This window comes from Elusimicrobiota bacterium, assembly GCA_016722575.1.
In the GTDB taxonomy this organism is placed as follows: Bacteria; Elusimicrobiota; Elusimicrobia; order FEN-1173; family FEN-1173; genus JADKIY01.
In genome coordinates, this window is record JADKIY010000002.1 from 673,898 (window position 1) to 694,073 (window position 20,176).

Here is a 20,176-nt window from a genome sequence, read left to right on the forward strand (position 1 = left end):
GCCGGTCGCGCCGGCCCCTAAGCTTAGAGCCGAAACCGGGGAAATGCCAGTCCCGAACGGGACGGCTAATTGACGGAGAGTTTTTCCTTCAGAAGACGCTGAACGGTCTGGGGGTTGGCGCGGCCGGAGGACTTCTTCATCACCTGCCCCACCAGGGACCCCACGGCGCTGGGCTTCCCCCCCTTGATGTCTTCCACGATCTTGGCGTTGGCGGCGATGACTTCGTCCACCCAGGCCGAGATGGAGGATTCGTCGTCCACCTGGACCAGCCCTTTGGCTTTCACAATCGCGGCCGGATCGCCGCCTTCGGTGAACAGGGTGTCAAAAACGGTTTTGGCGGCTTTACTGTTCAACACCCCTTTTTGAACCATTCCAACGAGCGCGGCCAATTGGTCCGGCGAAATGGGCGACTCTTCCAAGGATTTCTTGAGCCCGTTGAGGCGGCCGAGAAGTTCGGTGGTAAGCCAGTTGGAAAGGGGTTTGGCCGCGGCCCCCCGTTCGGCGGCCGGGAAACCGCCCAGAGCCCGGTCGAAATAGTCCGACAACACCCGTTCGGCGGTCAAAACGCCGGCATCGTAAGGCGAAAGACCCAATTCTTTTTCGTAACGGCCGCGCCGGGCCTCGGGCAGTTCCGGCAGCTGGGACTGCAAATTCGTGATAAATTCCGTCGAAAGGTCCAGGGGCACCAGGTCCGGGTCCGGGAAATAACGGTAATCGTGGGCCTCTTCCTTGGACCGCATCGACTGCGTCGTCCCGGTGTCCTGGCTCCAAAGCCGAGTTTCCTGCACGACCCGTCCCCCGGATTCCAACAGGGCCGTCTGGCGAAGCACTTCGTGGGCGATGGCGTCCCGGACGCTTTTCATGGAATTCATGTTTTTGACTTCGGCCTTGGTGCCCAGGGCCTCGGTTCCCACCGGGCGAAGGGACACGTTGGCGTCGCAGCGCATGGAGCCTTTCTCCATGTCGCAGTCGGAGACGCCCACGTAACGGAGGATGTTCCGCAGAGTGTCCAAGTAGGCGCTGGCCTCCTCGGGACTTCGAAGATCGGGCTCCGAGACGATTTCCATGAGCGGCACGCCCGTGCGGTTCAAATCCACGAGGGAATAATCCAAGGCCCGGTTGCCGATGGCGTGCAGGAGCTTCCCGGCGTCTTCTTCCAAATGGATGCGGTGAATGCGGATGCGCCGGGCTTCCGCCGGGGGAAGGGCGATGTCCAGGTGGCCGTTGATCGCCAGGGGGAGCTCGTACTGGGAAATCTGGTAGTTCTTGGGGAGGTCCGGATAGAAATACTGCTTTCGAGCGAAGATGGAATGGCGGTTGATGCCGCAATGAAGCGCCAGGGCGGCCCGCACCAGGCCTTCCACGACTTTCTTGTTGAGCACGGGCAGAACGCCGGGGTAGCCCGCGCACACCGGGCAAATCTGGGTGTTGGGCTCCGCCCCGAAGGTCGTCGGGCAGGAACAAAAAATCTTGCTTTCGGTTTTGAGCTGGACGTGGACCTCCAGCCCGATCACCGTCTCGTACGCGGTCACGGCAACGCCTCCCCGGCTTTTTTCTTCAACAACGACAAAATCATCTTGTCCGATTTATACACCACGAGGCTCGCCGCCTCGGGGAGCGGATACCACCGGCAGTCCAGCACTTCCTCCGGGTCGGGCCGGCCCGGCCGGTCTTCGGGCGTCATGTAGAACCAGTGAACGGTTTTGTTGACCGGGCGCAGGTCCCGTTTAAATTTGTAACGGACTTCGCCCAAATCCCCGATGACGCGGCACTTCCATCCGGTTTCCTCGAGCACTTCCCGAAGGGCGGCCTGTTGGGCCGTTTCCCCCGCTTCCAGATGGCCCTTGGGGAACGTCCAGACCACGTTGTCCTCCAAGTTTCGGACCTTGATCATCAGGAGGCCTTCCGGCCCGAGGACAATGCCGCCCGCCGACACTTCCTCGCGGGTGGCCGCCGGGTCGCTGTTCGTGGTGGGACCGCCTTTGGGAGTCATCGTTTGCGCACCTCGTACCAGGTCGGGGCCGCGCTCCGTTGCCGGAGCCGCCAGGGCATCAACACAAACTTAAAATGCTGCCACAGCACGTTTATAAAACCGAACTCGTCGATCTTCCGAAGGGAGGTCCGGATGTGGGCGTCCGCCACCCGCGCGAATCGCTTTTTGAGCCGCCGCCCCTCCTTCTGGAGGGCCAGCACGAAAAATCCGTCCTCGCCCACATACACCGTCTCCGGGAAGCCGCCGATTCGGTCGAAGGTGGCCCGGTCGGTGAACAGCACGCCGAACCCCATGCCGAAGAGCCGGGCGCCCCAGTCGAAAACCGCGAACAGCAGATCCGTGTTCCAGCGGCTCGCCTCCGGCTCGATGCGCACACCGCCGCCCACGCAATCGCCCCGGGCCATTTCTTCGTCCACCCGGACCAGCAAATTGTCGGACACCGCGTTGTCGGCGTCGCAGGTGAGGACGATCTTTCCCCGGGCGGCGCGCACCCCCGCGTTCCGAGAGGCCGCGATCTGCCGTTTGGCTTCCGTCACCACCCGGGCGCCTCCGGCCCGGGCCGTTTCCGCCGTGCGGTCGGTGGACCCGTTGTCCACCACAATGACTTCGGCTTCCACGCCCCGTTCGGCTTTCAAACGCGCCCGGGCAACGGCCAGGGAGGCCAACAGCGGGCCCAAATAGTTTTCCTCGTTGTAGGCCGGGACCACGACCGACAGGCGCGGTCCCTCCGGATCGATCAAAGGCCCGGAGGCGTCGGCGGCGTCTTGACCCAGGAGGTCGCTTCTTCGTAGGCCCGGGCCGCGGCCAACACCCGTTCTTCCTCAAAAGGACGCCCCAGCAACTGGAGGCCGATGGGCAACCCGCCGGAAAAACCGCAGGGCAGGGAGAGTCCGGGAATCCCCGCCAAGTTGCAGGAGATCGTGAAGACGTCGGACAAATACATTTGAAGCGGGTCGTCGGACTTTTCCCCCGCTTTAAACGCCGGCGTGGGGGCCGTCGGGGTGGCGATCAAATCCACTTGGTCGAAGACCTTGTCGAAATCGTTCGTGATCAGCGTGCGGACCTTTTGCGCCTTGAGGTAATAAGCGTCGTAATACCCGGAGGACAGGGCGTAGGTCCCGAGCATAATCCGCCGTTTGACTTCCGGACCGAAGCCCTCGTCCCGGGAAAGCTCGTACTGCTCCAGCAAATTGGTCGCCTTGGCGGACCGGTGGCCGTATCGCACGCCGTCGAAACGCGCCAGGTTGGCGCTGGCTTCCGAGGGCGCCAGGACGTAATAGACCGACAGGCCCGCGTCGGTGTGGGGCAGGGACACCTCCCGCACCGTGGCGCCGAGGGACTCCAGGGTTTTGACGGCCTCCCGAACGGCTTTCTCCACCGCGGGGTCCATCCCGTCGATGAAATACTCCTTGGGCAAACCGATGCGAAGGCCTTGGATGGAATCCGCCGAACGGGCCAGGTAATCGGGCACGGGGCGCTTCACCGAGGTCGAATCCCGGGGGTCGTGGCCGGCGACCACGCCCAACAGCAACGCCGCGTCGGCCGTGTTCCAGGCGAAGGGCCCGATTTGATCCAGGGAAGAGGCGAAAGCGACGAGGCCAAAACGGGAAACCCGGCCGTAGGTGGGCTTGAGGCCCACGATGCCGCAGAGCGCCGCGGGTTGGCGGATGGACCCCCCCGTGTCGGACCCCAGAGCCAACGGCGTCAGGCGAGCCGCCACCGCGGCGGCGCTTCCCCCCGAGGAGCCGCCGGGAACGCGGGTCGGGTCCCAGGGGTTCTTGGTGGTGAAGTAGGCGGAATTCTCTGTGGAGGATCCCATGGCGAACTCGTCCAAGTTGGTTTTGCCGAGGAAGACGGCCCCGGATTCCCGAAGACGCGCGATGGCGGTGGCGTCGTAATTCGCCACAAAATTTTCAAGGATTTTGGAGGCGCAGGTCGTGCGGGTGCCCGTCACGCACATGTTGTCTTTGATGGCGACGGGAACGCCCGCCAGGGGCCCCGGGTCTTCCCCCCGGGCCAAACGGTCGTCGACCGTCCGGGCCTGGGCCAGGGCCTTCTCCTCGTCCAGGGACAGAAAGGCTTTGACGGTCTTGTCCCAGGCCTTGGCGCGGGACAGAAAAGCCCGGGCCACTTCCTGGGCGGAAATTTTTTTCGATTTGACCCGGGCGGCGATCTCCCGGGCGGTCCATTCGTGGGGGGCGCTCACTCGATGACCTTCCGGACTTTAAAGAAGACGTCCTCGCGCTCGGGCGCGTTGGCCAGAATGGAGTCCCGGTCCGGGAAGGAAACGGCGACGTCCTCCCGCCAGACATTGGAAAGCGGCACCACGTGGTGGGTGGCGGCCACCGCGTCGGTGTTGTAGGCGCTTAGGGTTTGAATGTGGTCCAAGATGCGGGTCAACTGCCCGAGGTATTTTTTCCGTTCGGCGTCGGTCAAGGCGAGCCGGGCCAGGCGGGCCACGTGGTTGACGTCTTTTTCGGTCAGCACGAGTGCATTTTACACTTTTAGGAGGGATTGCGTCCTTGGGACGGCCATTGAAGGGATAAGACCTCCCACAACCCGTCGCCGCCGCTCCCCGTGTCGATGAATCCCCGGAGAGCAACCCGCGCTGGAACCGACCGGGCCAGACTTTCGGCGGAATCCCCCGGACCGAGCAGGTTTTTTTTCACGAAGGGATCCAGAACGACCACCTCCGGACGCCAGGACGCGAGGCATTCCCCCCAAAGGTCGGAACGGCCGGTAAACCATCGGGAAAAAACGAGCGCCCCCAGGTCCCGGGTCCGATCGGGCGCGAGAAACCACATTCGATTGGGCCCAAGAATTTTCGCTTTTTCATCGGGCACCAGGCGGCGGAAGGCTCGCTGAATTTCCCCCTCCGAAAGGTAGTGCGATCGATAAGAAAACACGGCGCCCGCCCCCGCGGCGAGTTGGAGGGTCGCCAGGCCGGCGATGACCGCCCCCCGCCATTTCTTTTGAACCGTGAACAGCCCCAACACCACCAAGGGGTAAAGCAAGGGAAGGGCCAGGGCGCCGTACAGCGCCTCTCGGCGGCTGACCAAAGCCGCGGCGGTCACCCACCACACCGCCCAGGCCGAGGCCAGGGACCGCACCGTGGGCGAGGAACGCCAGGCGCGGGCCACGCCGAGAATCGCGGCCCCGAAAAAGATCGCCCCGGCAACGCGCAAGGAACCGACCCACGGGCCGCGGTGGGCTTCCCGAAGGTAAAACGAGTCTCCGGCGAACAAAAAAGACGCCGGCCTTCCCAGCCAACGCCAGGGGCGCCAATCCTCCACGAAGGGAACGCGGTAGAAGGCGTCGCCGAAAATCCGCATGCCCGCGGCAAACGATTTCAAGTCAACCACGGCCACGAGCGACAAACCGGCCACGGCCACGCCGACGGCCCAGGCGCTCCAACGCGCGACCGTCCTCTGCGCCGGTTCGCTCAGGTGCCAATGCACGCATACGCCGGCCAAGAGCGGCGCGGCGTTGGGATGGAACCCAACGGAAAGGCCCATGAGCAACCCCAAAAGCGGGCTTTTCTTTTCCCAGGCGGACGGGAGGGCGTCGATCAGCCAGAGGATCCCCGCGACGGCCGCCAACAGCGGCATTTCGGGCCGGACCAAGACAGCGGCCAGCCAGAAAAGGGGATGGACGGCCAGAAGGGCGATCCCTTCCGCCCCGAGGCCGGTCAATCGACGGCGCAGGAAAAGCCAAAGAAAGAGGAGGGCCAAAGCGCCCGCAACGATCGAGGAACAACGCGCCGCCCAATGGCCGCGGCCGCCCAGGGCCAGGAAGGGGATCAACCACAGGTTGTGCACGACGCGCACGTTGTCGGGGGAAAGATCCCGCCAGGCGTAAACGGAAGGGTGAAAAACGTCGTTGTAGAGCGTGTAGTGGGAACCCCGTCCTTTCAACATTTCCCAGGAGCGAGCGGTCGCCACCACCTCATCGGTGCTGACCGGAGGGAAAAACCAAGCCAGCGTTCCCGCGACGATTAAAAACGCCGTGATCAGCGCGGCGGCGCCTCCGCCGCGGCTCATGAAACCACGGTGAAGTTGGCGTAACGGACCAGAATGCTTTTCCGGGCGCCGGAATCGAACAACACGGTCACTTTTAAATTTTCGCCGGAGCCGTTTTTGTCCAGGATTTTCCCCTCGCCGAACATGGGGTGGCGCACCCGTTGGCCGAGGCGCAGGGGGCGCTGGCCGCCCGGCGATGTCGCTTCGCCCTCGTCCGGGTCGAAGGAGGCCACCGCCGCCGGCCGGGGCGCCGCCGACACCGGCTCCACGGATTCGAAGAGGCCCGAGGGCACCGGGCGTTCCGGCGTGAGGCCCGCCTCGGCCACAAAGCGCGACGGCACGTGCCAGTTGGACCGGCCGTAGATTTTACGGGAGGAGGCGGCGGTCAGCGTCAGGAATCGGCGGGCCCGGGTGATGCCCACGTAGGCCAGCCGTCGCTCCTCCTCCAATTCCTTTTCGTCGAAGGCCGATTCGCCGATGGGAAAGAGTCCCTCTTCCAACCCGGTCAAGTACACGGACGGAAATTCCAGCCCCTTGGCCAAGTGGACGGTCATGAGCGTCACCGCGCCGCCCTCGGCCTTCAGGTTGTCCAGGTCCGAAGCCAGGGACACTTTTTCCAAAAAGGTGGGAACCGACTTATCTTCGGAGACGTCTTCGAATTCCTTGGCGGCGTTCACCAATTCCTGCAGGTTGTCCAGGCGGTGGGCGGCCTCGGGGTCGGTGTCCACCTGTTCCTCCCAATGGGCCCAATACCCCGTGGCCTCCAAAACGGCTTGGACCATGACGGCCGCGGTTTTCTCCCCGGGCCGTTGGGCCAGGGCGGTCATGACGTCGATGAATTTCAACAGGTTGCCCCGGGCGGCCGGCGTCGTTTCCGGGTCGGCGGCGGCCTGACGGGCGGCCTCGAAAAAGGTCAGGCCCCGGGCCGCGGCCAATTGGTCCACCCCTTGAATGGTGGTTTTGCCGATCCCCCGGGGCGGGTTGTTGATCACCCGCTTGGCGGCCACCGAATCCGCCGGGTTGTTGAAGAGCCGCAAATAGGCCAGGACGTCTTTGACTTCCATGCGTTCGTAAAACCGAACGCTCCCGACCAGGGCGTAGGGCAGGCTTTCCCGACGAAAAGCGTCCTCCAGAACGCGGGACTGGGCGTTGGTTCGGTAGAACACGGCGACGTCCGACGGTTTCGCCGCCCCCGTTCGCACCCGGGTCGCCGTTTCGTGGGCGATGAACCGGGCCTCCTCCAGCTCGTCGGCGAATTCCTGAAAGCGAACCGCGTCCCCGCCCTTTTGTTCGGTCCAAAGCCGTTTGTCTTTCCGAAAATGGTTGCGGACGATGAGCCGGTGGGCGGCCTCCAGGATGGGCTCGGTGGAACGGTAGTTCTGCTCGAGCTTGACCACGGTGGCGCCGGGGTAATCCCGCTCGAACTCCATGATGTTGCGGATGTCCGCCCCCCGCCAGGAATAGACGCTTTGGTCGTCGTCGCCCACCACGCAGAGGTTCTTGGGCGGGGCCACCAGGTGCTTCGTCAGCAAGTACTGCGCGTGGTTGGTGTCCTGGTACTCGTCGACCAAAACGTATCGGAAACGGGCCTGGTATTTTTCCCGAAGAGCTTCCTGATCGCGCAGGGCCATGGTGGACCGCAGAATCAAATCGCCGAAATCCAGGGCGTTGGCCTTGACCAGTTTCTTCTGATAGAGGGAATAAATCGTGGCCACCATGTTGCGATAGGGGTCGTTCTGGGCGAGGGCGTGAATGGTGTAGGACCCCGCGTCCAACAAGTCGTCCTTGGCCCGGGAAATGACGGACAGCACCTGGTTGGGCTTGTATTTTTTTTCATCCAGACTCAACTCCCGCAAACATTCTTTGAGGATTTGGGTCTGGTCGTTGTCGTCGTAAATAGTGAAGTGGGGATCCAAGCCCGCCGCCTTGGCCTCCACCCGAAGGAATTGGGCGCAGAAAGAGTGAAAGGTGGAAATCCAAACAGCGCGGCCCCGCCCGCCGGTGAGCTCGTCCACCCGGCGGCGCATTTCCGCCGCGGCCTTGTTGGTGAAGGTCACGGCCAAAATATTCCAGGGGTTCACCCCTTCGGAGAGGAGGTGGGCGATGCGAAAGGTGATGACGCGGGTTTTTCCGGAGCCGGCGCCCGCCAGGATGAGAAGCGGCCCCTCGCCGTGGGTCACGGCCTGGTGCTGGGGCGGATTGAGGGTGGCCAAGAGGGGTTCGGGAAGCGCCATGGCGAAGGGCATTATACCTTACTCCCTCGTCGCTGATTTAGGCCCCTTTGGGGCCGCGCCATTTTGAAAGACGCCGTGGAACGATGAAAGCGCGTCGGGAACCTTCGCCCCGAAGGAGCCAGGCTGTTTGCCGCACCGAAACGCACGGTTCCGTGGCGGGCTCCACGACGGCGACCCAAATCCCGGGGTGGGAAATGATCGTCGGCGTGGGCCGAAAAGGAGCGTGGTGGAGTTTCTTCGACCTCAAAACCATCCACCCGGAAAAGCGGGACCCCGAGGGGCGCGACCGCCCGCTCAAGTTCCGGGCCGGCGCTCCAAAAGGACCACGGTTTCCACGTGGGGCGTGTGGGGAAAAAGGTCCACGGGTTGCACCACCACGGGATGGTAAACCAGGCTCAAAGCGGTCAGGTCCCGAACCAGGGCCTCCGGGTTGCAGGACACATAGACCCAACGGGCGACGGGTTTTTCGACCAGGAGGCGGCGGACGTCCGGCTGAAGCCCCGGACGCGGGGGATCCACCACGGCCACCGAGCCGGGAGAGGTCCAGAGGTTTTGAAAGTCGGACGAGCGGGCGAAGGCGGCCGCGTCCAGGGCGTGGAATTCGGCCCCGTCCGCGCCCTGGCGGCGCGCGTTGGCCCGGGCGTCTTCCACCGCCGCGGGGTTCAACTCGACCCCGATCAAACGCCGGGCGCGGTCCATCAACGCCAGTCCGATGGAACCGGACCCGCAATAAAGATCAAAGAGAATTTCGGCCCCGCGGCCGAGGAATTCCCCGATGACGTCCAGCAACACGTCGGCGCCCCCGGTGTTGGTCTGGAAAAAAGTCGACGGCGAAATTTGAAACCGCTTTCCCCGAAGGACCTCGTCGATGGTCCCCGTCCCCCGGAGAATTCCCCGCGGAACCCCCTGGGCGGTGTCGGAAAGCCCGGCGTTGATCGTCCAGATCACGGTGTCGACCGGAACGCCGGCGGCGTCCAAGGCCGCCAGCAGCCCCGCCCCCGGAAGCTCCCCCTCGGCGGTCACCAGGCAGACCATGCGTTGGCCGGTGTTCTTTCCTTCCCGGACCACCAGGTAGCGGAGAAACCCTTTGTGGGATTTGAGGTGGTAGGTCGGAAGGCCTGCGGCGGTCGCCCACCCCCGAACCGCCGACAACAAACGGCCGGTGTCGGGCGACAACAAAAAGCATTCGGACAAATCCACCACGCGGTCGAATTTGCCCCGTTGGCGGAGGCCCAGCAAAACGGGGCCGTCTTTGAGTCCCCCGAAGGCGAATTCCATCTTGTTCCGGTAATAAAAGGAATCCGGGGAAGGCCGAAGGGGCCGGAACTCCCCGGGCGCAAAAGGAGCGAGGAGCGCGCGGACCGCGGCTTCCTTGCGGGCCGTTTGATCGGGGTAAGGGACCTCCTGGGTGGCGCAACCGCCGCAGACCCCGAAGTGGGAACACCGGGCCGTGCCGAGGGGGGGGTCAGCGGGCGGGGACAGGCGCGGGCTCCAACCGGTAACGGCGGGATTGATAGAGGGCGTAGGCCGTTTGGTAAAGGGCGACCCCGTCCCGAATCAATTCTTCCTCCACCGGTCCCAGCGGCAGGGGCGATGAAAATTTTCGCGCCGCCCGATCGTAACGATAAACCCGCGCGGACTGATGAATGCCCAGCACGGCCAAGCGATCGCCCCGGAGGATGCCGACGTCCCGGTCGTGCTGAAGCAACGCGTAGCTCTCCCGGGGGGCCACGTCCCAAAGGTCCCGGCCGAAAAAAACGCTCCGATAGGACATGTCCGTCAGCCCCATCAAAGTCGGGGCGACATCGAGGGAAGACCCCAGGACGTCCACGCGGCGGGGTTTCAACAATTCGGGCGCGTAAATAAGGAACGGGACTTCGTAGGAATGGATCGGGATGAAATCGGCTCCGTACACCCGGGCGCCGTGGTCGCCGATGATGACGAAAACGGTGTTTTTAAAAAAAGCGTGGCTTTTGGCTTTTTCAAAAAACTGTCCCAAGGCCCAATCCGCGTATTTCACCGCGTGTTCCCGACGTCGGCGTTGGGGATCCAAATCGATGCGCCCCGGCGGGTAGGTGTAGGGCTTGTGATTGGAGACCGAAAGCACGGTGCCGAAAAAACGGCGGCCCCGGGCGTGAAACGCGTCGAATTCTTCCAACGCCCGGTCGAAGATGTCCTCGTCGCACACCCCCCAAATGGTGGTGAACCTCGGGAACGCGAAATCTTTTTGCTCCACGAACCGGTCGAAGCCGTTGGCGCGGAGGAACGGACGCATGTTGTCGAAAAGCCCTCGCCCGCCGTATACGAACATGGTTTCGTAGCCCTGATCCTTTAGGGCCTGGGCCAGGGAAAACACATTCTCCGACCGGTTCCGCTTGACGATGGATTCCCCGGGAACGGGAGGGAAACCGCAAAGGATCGCTTCAAGCCCGCGCACCGTTCGGGAACCCGTGGCGTAGAAGTTGGTGAAGAGAATCCCGTCGGCCGCCAGCCGATCAAAGAACGGGGTGAGGTGGTCGGGGTGATGCCCCAGGACGCCCGTGAAATTGGCCCCGAAACTTTCCTCGAGAACGATGACGATGTTCGGCCGGTCCAATCGGCCCTTCTCGCGTTGGGAACGCTCGAGAGTTGGAGAGGCCGTTCCCGCCCCCCCGCCGGATTCTCGGTCGCGGACCAAGCGCAGGGTTCGGCGAAGGGCTTCGTCGGAAGGAATCGTTCGGTAAAAATGGCCGTAGGGTAAATCGTTGCTCCAAAAAGCGTAAAAGAAGGCGTAAGGACCGTTGGCCGCGATTTCATTTTGAAGGCGGTTGCCGCTGACTTCGGGTTTCACGTACGGCGCGAGCCCCACCCCGCCGACCGCCGCCAAGGCGAAGACCCCGGCGGACCGCCAACGGCGGGCGGGGGGAGCGGGCCGGGCCGCGCGGCGAAGGAATCCCCGGACGGTCGCCGCGCCAATCAGGCCGGCGGTCGCGGCGACTCCGAAAAGGACCCACAGGACCGGGTAGGACTGCCAGATATTCCCCGCCACCTCCGTCGGATAAAGGAGGTAGTCGACCGCGATGGAATTGAAGCGGGAATTAAATTCGTCAAAAAACGCGGTTTCCAGCGCCGCGACAAAAACGAAGAAAAAAAGAAAACATCCCCAGGCGACCGCCAAAACGCGGGCCGAAAGGCGGGAAGCGCGGAAACGATCCGATGCGGCGGCAATCCACAGGGCGAAAGGCAAGGCGAAGAGCAACGCCATGGCCGCGTCCAGGCGCAGCGCCGCCCAAAGGGTTTTAATCCAAACCCCCCCCCGCCCCTCCAAATCGGGCCACGCCATTGCGGTCAGAACGGCCCGCGTCAGCGCAAAAATCCCCATCAGCGCCGCCGCCGGAAAAAACGCCGCCGATAGGGGGCCGGCGTTTTTCTGTTTGCCGGTGGAAAATAAACGGGGGAACATGCGGCGGGAGCGGGGGGGCTTTGCGTTTATCAGCGAATTGGTCCGGAGGACGAGGGACCCCGGTGGACCAATTTTTCCAGCGTTCCCCGCAGCGAAGGCGGGACCGGGACGGGTTTCCACTGGAAGTTCACGAAGGGGTGTTTGGTCGTTCCGCGGGTGATGACGCGGCCGTTCTCCGACTGAATCACTTCGTAGGAAAAAGTGATCGAGGCCCGGCCGAGGGCCGAGATCCAGGTGCGGATTTTAAGGAGGTCGTCGTAGCGGGCGGGGGCCAGGTAGTTCAATTCGGCGTGGACCGCGGGAAGGAACACCTTCAACGTTTCCTCGAAATCCCGGTAACGCAGGCCCAAGCCCCGGAGCAGTTCCGTTCGTCCCCGCTCGAAAAGGACGAGATAGTTGGCGTAATAGACGACGCCCATGCGGTCGGTGTCGGCGTAGGCCACCCGAAATTCCATTTCGTGGATCACGGGCGGCCTCCGGAGCGGGGCGTCATGGCGGGGCCGCTCAGCGGCGCGCCGATTCGAGTCGAAGCGTTCGGGTGGGGACGTCGGTCACCGACGCGGGGCCGAAGTATTGGATGGGGCCGGGAAACACATAGTCGTCGGCGGCCGCCCAGGCGTCCCGGGCCTTGGCGAAGGCCGCGAAGGGGGCGTCGTCCAACCGGACCAGCGCCTTTTGAATAACGGGTTTTTCCTTCCCCTTGCGCCGTTCCACGTTCATCATCATGGTCAAGGGCACGCCGCCGGCTTTCCATTGCGCGGCCGGTTTCGTGAGCCCCTGCACCGAGGAGAGATAGCCCGTCAACCCGTTCAGCGCCAAAACCGCCGCGTTGTACCCCAGGGCGTAGCAGTAGGTGGCGTCGAAGTTGGACGGCGCCCCGCAGCGGCCCTCGTAGCCGAAGAAATGGGTGATGGCGGCGAACTTGCCGTCGTAGGCCCCGGCTTTTTTCATTTCGGCCAGGCGCTTTTTGACCATCTCGACGAGGAGTTTTTCGGTTTCGATTTGGGAGACGGTCACGTTTCCGTGGGGGTCCCGATCGAGCATCAATTGGGCCTGAAAGCCGTCGGGCAGGGACCGGAGCAGCGCGGACAAGGGGGCTGGAAGAGACTTCGCCACCACGTCCCGCTTTTCTTCAAAGGCGGAAAGACCGGCCAGGGCGCCCTCGTTTTGGGCCAGGGCGTCGTTCAGGCCCGAAATAAGGGAGCGCATCTCGGGAATGAATTCAATGAGCCCTTCGGGAATCAAGACGAAGCCGTAATTCTTTTTGTCCCCGGCCCGGCGCGCCACGGTTTGAGCGATGCCGTCGACCACTTGGGCCAGGGTGAGTTTCTTGTCCAGGACTTCCTCGCCGATCAGGGCCAGATTGGGATGGGTTTGGAGGGCCACTTCCAAAGTGATGTGGGAGGCGCTCCGCCCCATCAGTCGGACGAAGTGCCAGTACTTGCGGGCCGAAAGAATGTCCCGACCGATATTGCCCACGACTTCGGAGTAAATCTTCGTGGCGGTGTCGAAGCCGAAGGACGCCTCGATTTGATCGTTTTTCAAATCACCGTCGATGGTTTTGGGGACGCCCAGGACGGAGGCGGCCAAACCCTCCGCTTTAAAATATTCCGCCAACAGGGCGGCGTTGGTGTTGGAGTCGTCCCCCCCCACCACGACCAAAGCGTCAAATTTGTTGTCCTGAACGTTTTTCTTGGCCGCCGCGAACTGTTCGGGGGTTTCGATTTTGGTCCGCCCCGATTGAATGAGATCGAATCCGCCGGTGTTCCGGAAACCGGCCACCAGGGCCGGGGTCAATTCTTTGAACTTGTTTTCCAAGATGCCCGAGGGCCCGCCCAGGAACCCGAACAATTTGTTTTTGGGGTTTGCTTTTTTGAGCCCGTCCAGGAGCCCGGCCAACACGTTGTGACCGCCCGGAGCCTGTCCGCCAGACAGCACCACCCCGATCCGAACGGCTTTTTTGGCCACGGCCGGGTTTTTGCCGGACACAAAAGAAACCAAGGGAAGTCCGTAGGTCCGGGGGAATAGGCCCTGGACCGAGGCCTGGTCCGACAGGCTTTGGGTCGGCCGGCCGGCCTTCGCCGTGACGGCGCCCGGGCCGCCCTTCAGTACCATCGGCAGGGCGGGTTTGAATTTCAGGCGTTCCATTTGAAGCGCGGAAGTGGTCGTGGGCATGGGATCCTCTCGGCGATTGACCGCCGGCGTCGGCCGGGCGGAAATGAAAAGCGGTTTAAAACAAATACCCCCTTGCCCGAACGCGTTCGGGCAAGGGGGCTTGAAAAATGCCTTAGGCGATGGTGACCGATTTATCCAGGTAGACGTCCTGCACGGCGTTCAGGAGCTGGACGCCTTCGCGCAGGGGTTTTTGGAAGGCTTTGCGGCCCGAGATCAGGCCCATGCCGCCGGCGCGCTTGTTGACGACGGCCGTGCGGACGGCTTCCGCCAGGTCCGAGGCGCCTTTGGATTCGCCCCCCGAGTTGATCAACCCGGCGCGCCCCATGTAGCAGTTCATCACCTGGTAGCGGGTGAGATCGATGGGGTGGTCGGTGGTGAGGTCCGAATAGACCTTCGAGCTCGTTTTGCCGAATTTGACGGCGTTGTAGCCGCCGTTGTTCTCGGGCAGTTTCTGCTTGATGATGTCGGCTTCGATGGTCACGCCCAGGTGGTTGCCCTGGCCCGTGAGATCGGCGGAGACGTGGTAGTCTTTTTCGGGGGTTTTAAAGGCGTTGTTCCGCACGTAGCACCACAGCACGGTGAAGAGGCCGAGTTCGTGGGCCTGGGAAAACGCTTCGGAGATTTCCTGAAGCTGGCGGCGGCTTTCGGGCGAGCCCCAGTAAATGGTCGCGCCGATGGAGGTGCAGCCCATGTCGAAGGCGCGCTGGACTTTGGTGAACAGGGTCTGGTCCGGCACCTGAGGCAAGCTCATGAGCTCGTTGTGGTTGATCTTGAGCATGAAGGGAATTTTGTGGGCGTATTTTCGCGCCACGGCGCCCAAGACGCCGTAGGTCGAGGCGACCGCGTTGCAACCGCCCTCGATGGCGAGCTTGATGATGTTTTCCGGGTCGAAGTAGTCCGGGTTCGGGGCGAAGGACGCGCCGCCGGAGTGTTCAATGCCTTGGTCGACCGGCAGGATGGACACGTAGCCCGTCCCCGCCAGGCGGCCGGTGTTCATGGTGTGTTGGTAATTGCGGAGCACGGCCGGGCCGCGGTCCGACTGGGAGAACACACGGTCCACAAAATCGGGGCCGGGAAGGTGCAGGCGCGCGGCCGGCACTTTCGCTTTGTACGTCAAAAGGGATTCCGCGTCTTTGCCCAACAATTCCGCTGTGGATCCGGACTTCTTTGCCGCTTCGACAACCTGTGACATGATGACTTCTCCTTTTTCAGTGGACCAAAATCAGGCTTTGGTTTTGGATCGCCGCCGGGGCGCGGCGGTTTTCGCTTTTTTCTTTTCGGCTTCCTCGAAATGCCCCACCGATCGGTATTTGTCGTACCGACCGTCCAAAAGTTTGTCGAGAGGCAGGGCGCGCAATTCCTTTAAGTGACGAAGGAGCGCCGCCTTGAGCGCCGCGGCCGCCGCGTCCGGGTCTCGGTGGGCGCCGCCCAACGGCTCGGGGATGATTTCATCCACGATGCCGATGCCCTTTAAATCCTGGGCGGTGATCTTGAGCGCGCGCGCCGCGTCGGGGGCTTTGGCGGCGTCCCGATACAAAATGGAGGCGCAGCCTTCGGGGGAGATGACGGAATACCAGGCGTTCTCAAGCATCAACAAACGGTCGCCGACGCCGATGGCCAGGGCCCCGCCGGATCCGCCCTCGCCGATGACCGCGCAAAGGATGGGCACCGGCAGTTGGGACATTTCCCTTAAATTTTCCGCGATGGCCGTGGCCTGGCCACGCTCCTCGGCGCCGATTCCGGGGTAGGCCCCGGCGGTGTCGATCAGGCAAACGACCGGGGCGCCGAATTTGGCGGCCAAACGCATGAGGCGGAGGGCTTTGCGGTAACCCTCGGGGTGGGGCATGCCGAAATTACGGGCCATGGATTCCTGGAGCGTCCGCCCCTTTTGGTGCCCCATGACCACCACCGGCTGGCCGTCCAAATAGGCCAAACCGCCGACGATGGCTTTGTCGTCGGCGTAGTGGCGGTCGCCGTGCAGTTCGATCAACCCGGTGAACAGGCGCTCAAAATAGTCGAGGGCGTAGGGGCGGCGGGGGTGCCGGGCGATTTGAACCCGTTGCCAGGGGGAGAGACGGCCGTAAATTTCGGCGCGCAACTCGTTCAAGCGCGCGCGCAGGCCTTGGATTTCGTCGCCGATGCCGACCCCCTGGTTTTCCTGGGCGGTCTTCTCGAGCGCTTGAATCTGCTCTTCCAAATCCATGAGGGGTTTTTCGAAATCGAACCCCTTGAACGATGTGTTTTCCAAGGTCAGAGTCATCCTCCCGTTTTAAAATCCCCCGGAATAAGTGAGTCGAATGATCCGTTCCGCCCGTCGACCGGGCGCCGTCAAATCCCGGCCGGCCAGTTCCACGGCGAAACTGGGCGTCACGTAATACCGCCCCCCCACGTTCAATCGGCTGTCCCGCCAGACGCGGACATTGTCCCACTCCACCGTGAGCCCGAATTGGTCGGCATACAGGTAATTCAGTCCCACAAAGGTGTAAAGGTAATCGTTCTTGAAATCGTAAATATTGACGCCGCCGTGCAGGCTCAAATCGGGAACGAACACCTCGCCGCTCCCCACCAGATACAACCCCTTTTCCCGCTGGCGGTATTTGTCCGTGTCGTGGTCGTAGAAAAGGCCTTGGCCGTCGTACCCCAGGGCCAGGGCCGGCAGATTGCGCTTGCCGTCGAAGAAACGGAACCGGGCGTTCAGGGTCGGCTGGTTGAGGTCCACCGACCGGTTGCCGATGAACCCTTCGGCGTCCAACCCAAAACCGACGTTCAGCCGGGGGAACACCCCGAAGGACGCTTTGGTCAGCAGGCCCCCGTCGGTGTAAAATCGGAAACCGGCGCTGTAGCCGTAATGGTCCAGGGCCTCGGCGGTCGGGACGTCGATCAGCTCGGTCATGGGCGGTACCGCCCACAGCCGGTGGGGAAGCAGGACCGCCGCCAAAGCGGCGGCCCGCAGGATTAAAGATCGGTTTGACAAATCGGTGGACCTCTCGGTGGTGGGGCGTTGGGAGCCCCGAACTGAAAACGTTATTTTACCTTTTTCCCGGGTTTCGTCAAAGGCGAAATCCGTTCCCGGTTTCGCCCGTTTGCATCAATTCGCCAATTATTTATTTTCGAATACAAAAAACAACACAAATTAGCGCATCGCCGGGAAAACAGGCCAACGACTCGCTTAAAAGGACGGCCTCGGGAAAACGTGTAGACGGGGGAGCAGCGCGAGACGTGCCGCCTCGGGTCAGCGGCCTTCGTCCAACACCCGGTCGGTTCGGGCGGCGAGGACAAAGTCGTTGCGATGCAGACCGCCCAGCGAATGGGTCCACCAGGACACCGTGACGCGGCCCCACTCGACCAAGAGCGCCGGGTGGTGATCGGCGGCGTCGGCCATTTCGGCGACCCGTTTGGCGAAGGCCATGCCGTCGGCAAACGCTTTGAAAGGAAAAACTTTAACGATCCGGGCCACGCCGCCCACCTTCTCCAATTTCCAGAGTCGCAGGGAAACCAGCAATTCCGCCAACTCCTCCGGGGTTAAAAGCGCCTCCCCTTTCCCGCAGGGGCGGCACCCTTCGTCGGCCAGGCGGCGGATCATTGGTCCCGGGCCAGGGCGTCCCGGGTGTCCGCCAATTCCTTTTCCGCCGCCTTCAAGGCCCCGTCGATTTCCATCAGTTTCTTGTAGTCGCTCTGGATGAACACCGATCCGATCTCGCTTTTTAAGTCGGCCACTTGTTCCTCCAATTCCCGCAGGCGTTGATTCAGCTTTTTCCGGCGCTTTCCCCGGGCCTTGTCGGCCTCGCGCATGCGCCGGATGTCGTCGTCGGAGGATTTCATCCATCCGGGCCCCGCCGCCGGCGTCCCGGCGGCGGTCCGCGCGGGCGCGGGCGTCGCCGGCCCGTCGGCGCTTTCGGCCACCGGCCGAAGGCGCAGGAAATCGTCGTGGTTCCCATTGTACAACCGAACCCGCCCGTTTTCCACGTGGGCCACGTGGTTGGCCAGGGCGTTCACGAAGTAGAGGTCGTGGCTGATGAAGGCCACGGTGCCCTCAAAGCTCTTCAACGCCTCCACCAAGGCTTCGACGCTGGCCATGTCCAGGTGGGTGGTCGGTTCGTCCAGCAGAAGAAGGTTGGGCGGGTCCAGGAGAAGCTTCGCCAAGGCCAAACGGCTTTTTTCTCCGCCGCTTAAAACCGCCACTTTCTTAAAAACGGCGTCGTCCCGGAACAGGAAGGTGCCCAGGACCGTCCGAATGAGGAGATCGGGGTTCATCCGACGGGTGTCGGAGGCCTCCTGAAGCACCGTCCGTTCGGGCCGCAGAGTTTCCCAGCGATGCTGGGAGAAGTAGCCGGACTGAACGTTGAGCCCGAGCACGCGCTCCCCCCGATCCACGGGCAAAACCCCGGCCAATATTTTCAGAAGAGTGGACTTACCGGCCCCGTTCGGGCCCACCAGGGCGATTTTCTGGCCCCGTTCCAGCTCAAAATCGAGCCCGTCGTAGACTTTCAGATCGCCGTAGGCCTTGTGGATATTTTTTAGCGCTAAAACCCGGACGCCGGGCTTGGAGGGTTGGGGAAACTGGATTTTGACCCTTTTGATTTCGGGCGGGATTTCAATCCGCTCCATTTTGTCGAGCATCTTGATGCGGCTTTGCACCTGGGGCGCCTTGGCCGCCTGGGCGCGGAACCGATTGATGAAATCCTGGGCTTCGGCGATGTCCTTCTGTTGTTTCTTGTAGGCCGACAGCAGGCGTTCGGCTTCCCCTTCCCGGGCCGCCAGAAAATGTTCGTAATCCCCCACGTAACGAAAGATTTTTTTCTCCCGAAGGTCCAAAATGCCGTGAACGACGGCGTTTACAAACGCGCGGTCGTGGGAAATCAGCAGGAGGGAACTCTTTGATTTCTGAAGGTAGTCCTGAAACCAGAAGAGGGATTCGAGATCCAGGTGATTGGTGGGTTCGTCCAAAAGCAGCAGGTCCGGCGCTTGAATCAAGAGCCGCGCAATGGCCACCCGCATCCGCCAGCCGCCGGAGAGCGTCGTGGCGATCCGATCGAAATCCGCCACTCGGAAACCCAGGCCCATGAGCGTTTTTTTGGCTTCGGCGGCGCGCTTTTCGTCGCCCGGGTCGCCTTCCCCGGCCAGGGTTTCTTCCAACACGGTGCCTTCGCCCAACTCCGCGGTTTCCTGGGGGAGATAGCCGATTTTGAGCCCCCGGGGAAAGGACACGCTGCCGTCGTCCGGCGTCTCCAACCCCCGGAGGATTTTAAAGAGGGTGGATTTTCCCGCGCCGTTGGGCCCCATCAAGGCGTAGCGGTCCCCGGCGTTTAATTGAAGATGGGCCCCGTCGAAAATCACCTGGGCGGCGAAGGCTTTGTGGAGGTTTTGAACGTTGAGCATAGGGGGCCGCGGGTGGGCGGCGGAGGAAGGATTCTAGTTTTTTGGCAGTGCGCCGCCTACCCGTCCGGCGAAAAAACCCATCCCCCACCAGGGGTGAATTGCATGAAATGTCCGGGCCCGAAGATCCAATACAGATGAAATGCGACCCCGGAGAGCTTCGAAGCGAATCCCTCCACCACGCGTTTGAAGTCCTCCTCCTCGATTCGGGGCGGCGGAGGCGCGCCCGGCCAAAGCAGGGGGAGGAACCCTTCGCCCGTGTCCCCATCATAAGCGATTTCCAGGCCCTGCAGGCCCGACGGAAAATCCGCCCGCGATCCCACGTGCAGAAAATCCGGGCGGTCAAGGCGGAGCCGTATCCAGCAGGTCTCCGGGGAGAAGCGTTTCAGGGCCTCGGCGATCTCGCGGTAATCGCCGCCTCGAATCTCAACATAGTCGTCATGATCAGGGGACATGAGCGGGCCTTATTAATTATATTCGAGTCGGGACACCGACGGGCCCTCGTTCCCCGCGAAATCTCGGGCTGGAGGGACTTGAACGGGGGCCCCGCGCCGATGGGATGGAAATCCCCACCCTCCACACGTCCGACTTCGTCGGACGTTTCCACCGTACGGCCTCCTGCCTTTGCTACGCCGGCGCGTCGGCTCTTGTTAAATCTCGGGGTGACTGGACTTGAACGGGCGCCCCGCGCCTGTCGAGAGGATTTCCCCACTGTTCATGTCTCCGCCTCTCGGCGGAGACTTCGACCGTGCGGCCTCCTGCTCTTGTTAAAAAACGGCGCGCGGTCTCTTGCTAAATCTCGGGGTGACTGGACTTGAACGGGCGCCCCGCGCCTGTCGAGAGGATTTCCCCACTGTTCATGTCTCCGCCTCTCGGCGGAGACTTCGACCGTGCGGCCTCCTGCTCTTGTTAAAAAACGGCGCGCGGTCTCTTGCTA

General features: G+C 62.7%; 17 protein-coding genes. All 17 read right to left on the reverse strand.

Going from position 1 to position 20,176, the window contains the following annotated elements:
- Nucleotides 1-65: 65 nt before the first annotated feature.
- The gene (gene gatB, locus IPP68_06650) at nucleotides 66-1,532 is read right to left on the reverse strand and encodes an Asp-tRNA(Asn)/Glu-tRNA(Gln) amidotransferase subunit GatB (protein ID MBL0350036.1); all 1,467 of its coding nucleotides are present in this window, start codon (nucleotides 1,530-1,532) and stop codon (nucleotides 66-68) included.
- Complete coding sequence (locus IPP68_06655; protein ID MBL0350037.1) at nucleotides 1,529-1,993, reverse strand: NUDIX hydrolase; 465 nt, start codon at nucleotides 1,991-1,993, stop codon at nucleotides 1,529-1,531. Before IPP68_06655 ends, gatB begins: the two co-directional genes overlap by 4 nt.
- Nucleotides 1,990-2,733, reverse strand: coding sequence for a glycosyltransferase (locus tag IPP68_06660; GenBank protein ID MBL0350038.1), 744 nt, complete (start codon nucleotides 2,731-2,733; stop codon nucleotides 1,990-1,992). The genes IPP68_06655 and IPP68_06660 overlap by 4 nt, the downstream gene beginning before the upstream one ends.
- Entirely contained in the window at nucleotides 2,730-4,199 is a 1,470-nt protein-coding gene (gatA, locus tag IPP68_06665) for an Asp-tRNA(Asn)/Glu-tRNA(Gln) amidotransferase subunit GatA (protein ID MBL0350039.1), read from the reverse strand. Before gatA ends, IPP68_06660 begins: the two co-directional genes overlap by 4 nt.
- Nucleotides 4,196-4,480 (reverse strand): Asp-tRNA(Asn)/Glu-tRNA(Gln) amidotransferase subunit GatC, encoded by a 285-nt coding sequence (gatC, locus tag IPP68_06670; protein MBL0350040.1) that lies wholly within the window; start codon nucleotides 4,478-4,480, stop codon nucleotides 4,196-4,198. The genes gatA and gatC overlap by 4 nt, the downstream gene beginning before the upstream one ends.
- A gap of 17 nt (nucleotides 4,481-4,497) precedes the next feature.
- The gene (locus tag IPP68_06675) at nucleotides 4,498-6,033 is read right to left on the reverse strand and encodes a glycosyltransferase family 39 protein (protein ID MBL0350041.1); all 1,536 of its coding nucleotides are present in this window, start codon (nucleotides 6,031-6,033) and stop codon (nucleotides 4,498-4,500) included.
- Nucleotides 6,030-8,258 carry a UvrD-helicase domain-containing protein gene (locus IPP68_06680; protein MBL0350042.1) on the reverse strand — a complete coding sequence of 743 codons (2,229 nt, stop codon included), beginning with the start codon at nucleotides 8,256-8,258 and terminating at the stop codon, nucleotides 6,030-6,032. Before IPP68_06680 ends, IPP68_06675 begins: the two co-directional genes overlap by 4 nt.
- Nucleotides 8,259-8,540: 282 nt before the next feature.
- The gene (gene rlmD, locus IPP68_06685; protein ID MBL0350043.1) at nucleotides 8,541-9,761 is read right to left on the reverse strand and encodes a 23S rRNA (uracil(1939)-C(5))-methyltransferase RlmD; all 1,221 of its coding nucleotides are present in this window, start codon (nucleotides 9,759-9,761) and stop codon (nucleotides 8,541-8,543) included.
- Nucleotides 9,712-11,688, reverse strand: coding sequence for an LTA synthase family protein (locus IPP68_06690; GenBank protein ID MBL0350044.1), 1,977 nt, complete (start codon nucleotides 11,686-11,688; stop codon nucleotides 9,712-9,714). Before IPP68_06690 ends, rlmD begins: the two co-directional genes overlap by 50 nt.
- Nucleotides 11,689-11,717: 29 nt before the next feature.
- Complete coding sequence (locus IPP68_06695) at nucleotides 11,718-12,143, reverse strand: acyl-CoA thioesterase (GenBank protein MBL0350045.1); 426 nt, start codon at nucleotides 12,141-12,143, stop codon at nucleotides 11,718-11,720.
- A 49-nt stretch (nucleotides 12,144-12,192) separates the two neighbouring features.
- Nucleotides 12,193-13,863: a diphosphate--fructose-6-phosphate 1-phosphotransferase gene (locus IPP68_06700; GenBank protein ID MBL0350046.1), complete on the reverse strand. Its 1,671-nt coding sequence runs from the start codon at nucleotides 13,861-13,863 to the stop codon at nucleotides 12,193-12,195.
- Nucleotides 13,864-13,975: 112 nt separating this feature from the next.
- On the reverse strand, nucleotides 13,976-15,055 hold the full coding sequence (locus tag IPP68_06705; GenBank protein ID MBL0350047.1) for a class I fructose-bisphosphate aldolase: 1,080 nt from the start codon (nucleotides 15,053-15,055) through the stop codon (nucleotides 13,976-13,978).
- 30 nt (nucleotides 15,056-15,085) lie between these two features.
- On the reverse strand, nucleotides 15,086-16,123 hold the full coding sequence (locus tag IPP68_06710; GenBank protein MBL0350048.1) for an acetyl-CoA carboxylase carboxyltransferase subunit alpha: 1,038 nt from the start codon (nucleotides 16,121-16,123) through the stop codon (nucleotides 15,086-15,088).
- A 9-nt stretch (nucleotides 16,124-16,132) separates the two neighbouring features.
- A complete protein-coding gene (locus tag IPP68_06715; protein MBL0350049.1) occupies nucleotides 16,133-16,837 on the reverse strand; it encodes a hypothetical protein in 705 nt (234 codons plus the stop codon).
- A gap of 258 nt (nucleotides 16,838-17,095) precedes the next feature.
- Entirely contained in the window at nucleotides 17,096-17,446 is a 351-nt protein-coding gene (locus IPP68_06720; protein MBL0350050.1) for a 4a-hydroxytetrahydrobiopterin dehydratase, read from the reverse strand.
- Entirely contained in the window at nucleotides 17,443-19,242 is a 1,800-nt protein-coding gene (locus IPP68_06725) for an ATP-binding cassette domain-containing protein (GenBank protein MBL0350051.1), read from the reverse strand. The genes IPP68_06720 and IPP68_06725 overlap by 4 nt, the downstream gene beginning before the upstream one ends.
- A 56-nt stretch (nucleotides 19,243-19,298) precedes the next feature.
- On the reverse strand, nucleotides 19,299-19,694 hold the full coding sequence (locus tag IPP68_06730) for a hypothetical protein (GenBank protein MBL0350052.1): 396 nt from the start codon (nucleotides 19,692-19,694) through the stop codon (nucleotides 19,299-19,301).
- Nucleotides 19,695-20,176: the final 482 nt, after the last annotated feature.